2 protein-coding genes are annotated in these 2,049 nt (G+C 75.4%); one reads left to right on the plus strand and one right to left on the minus strand.

Annotated features, from left to right (window positions below; translation table 11 throughout):
* Window positions 1–1,020: serine/threonine-protein kinase (locus ACWGB8_RS38430; RefSeq protein ID WP_452218295.1), on the minus strand; the 1,020-nt coding region annotated here is incomplete at its 3' end.
* A gap of 480 nt (window positions 1,021–1,500) precedes the next feature.
* Between ACWGB8_RS38430 and ACWGB8_RS38435 the strand changes: the two genes are divergently transcribed.
* Window positions 1,501–1,707, plus strand: a complete 207-nt coding sequence (locus tag ACWGB8_RS38435) for a hypothetical protein (RefSeq protein WP_452218294.1) — start codon at window positions 1,501–1,503, stop codon at window positions 1,705–1,707.
* Window positions 1,708–2,049: the final 342 nt, after the last annotated feature.

The raw sequence follows: 2,049 nt of genomic DNA on the forward strand, positions 1-2,049 counted from the left end.
GGCCGCGAGTGCCGGGTCGGGGGCGCGCCCGGGCGCGGGCACGCCCTGCCGGCCCGGTGCGGCCGGTGCCTGGGCGCCGGGACGGGCCGGGGCGGCGCCCGCCACCGGGCGCCCGATGCGGGGGCGGGCCCCGTCGGCGGTGCCCGGCTGCTGCGGTCGCGCGGGCATGGCGGAACCCCCCGGTCCGGCCCCCAGCACCGCCCCCCGCGCGGCCAGCTCGCTCAGTCGCTCGTGCAGGGCCGCCGCCCCCGGCCGCTCGCCGGGCTCCTTGGCCAGGCAGGCCCGGATCAGCGGCGCCAGCTGCGGCGGTACGGCCGAGAGGTCCGGCTCCTCGTGCACCACCCGGTAGAGCATCACCTCGGAGGAGGCGCCGGAGCCGAAGGGGGTGTCCCCGGTGAGCGCGTACGCCAGGGTGGCTCCGAAGGCGAAGACGTCGGTGGCGGGGCCGACCGAGGCGCCGCGCACCTGCTCGGGGGCCAGGAAGCCGGGGGAGCCGACCGCCGTGCCGACGTGGGTGAGCGTGCTGGCGCCGCGTGACCAGGCGATGCCGAAGTCGATGATCCGCGGTCCGCGCGGGGAGAGCAGGATGTTGGAGGGCTTGAGGTCCCGGTGGACGACCCCGGCCTCGTGCACCTTGACCAGGCCGTCCGCCAGCGCGGCCCCGATCCGGGCCGCCTCGGGCCAGCTCAGCGGGCCCTCGTCGCCGACCCGCTTGTACAGCGAGGGGCCGGGCACGTACGCGGTGGCGAGCCAGGGGCGGTCGGCCTCGATGTCGGAGCCGACGACGCGGGCCGTGCAGCCGCCGCGGATCCGGGAGGCGGCGGCGATCTCGCGGGCGAAGCGGGTGCGGAACTCCTGGTCCTCGGCGAGTTCGGAGCGGATCAGCTTCAGGGCGACCCGCTGCCCGCGCCGGTCGGAGCCGAGGTAGACGACGCCCATGCCGCCGGCGCCCAGCCGCCGGTGCAGGCGGTACGGTCCGACGATGCGGGGGTCCTCACGCCTCAGCCGCATCATCGCCATGTTCGTTCCCGTCAGCCCGTGGGTGAGACCCCGTCGGTGGGGCATCGTCAGTTCCTGTCCGGCACAGCTTACGGACTGGCCGCTGCGGTGTGCTGATACGCAACGCGCCGGGGCACCGTGCGATTGTCCGATCTTGGACGATCCGGGGTCGCCGCCACCCGCCGCCCGGGACCGCAATCCCCCTGCCGCCGGGGCCGATCCGGTACGGACGGCCGCTCCGCGCGGCCGCCCGGCGGACGCTCGGGGTCGACCCTCAGGGTTCCCTCGGGGATCCGGTCGAGACGGTCTCCCCCTGCAGTAGTACTCCCGGGGGACGAGGGTCATCCTCCGGGAGGCCCGGAGAACAGTACGAGGGCATGACGTCCGGGTACCGCCCCACGCCATAGCGTTGTCCTCAGCGGTGGACGGGGCGCTCGTCCCCCGAGGTAATCCGTCCACCGCACCGACGTCGCAGGCCGAGCAGGAATCAGGAGTACGGGCATGGCACAGCAGCTCACGGAAGGCCCGCGCCGCCGCCGGCCGGCCTTCGTCCAGAGCCTGCACAGCGGCCGCCCCGAGCAGACCAGGCACCCGGCCGTGGCCGTCGCCATGGTGCTGCCCTGCGCGGTCCTGCTGGTGGCCCTCTTCGGGGGCTGGGAGCACATGGCGGCCCAGGCCCAGGCGGTGGCCGAACTGCTGGGAGACTGACCGGGCCGCAAGGCCGGGTCGCACGAGACGGGCACTGATCCCCTGGGGACGGGGAGCCGGTGCCGGCCGGGGAGGCCGTGCCCGCGACCACTCGCGGACGGGCGAGGAGCGGTGCGCAGAGCACCCCGGTAGGCGGAGACGCCGCGTACGGATGTCGGTGAGGGCGTCCGTACGCGGCTCTTCCATGTCCGCACCCGCCGAAGCCGGCCGCGGGGGTCCCGCACCTCTCGTGCGCGGGCAACGCGAAGAGGCCGCGGTCCTCACGGACCGCGGCCTCTCTGCTCACTGTGCGCGATACTGGGATTGAACCAGTGACCCCTACCGTGTCAAGGTAGTGCTCTC

This window comes from Kitasatospora sp. NPDC054939 (assembly GCF_053610105.1).

Bases quoted from the DNA above. Each gene is read 5' to 3' on its own strand.
- ACWGB8_RS38435 (WP_452218294.1), top strand. From the start codon at position 1,501: ATGGCACAGCAGCTCACGGAAGGCCCGCGCCGCCGCCGGCCGGCCTTC.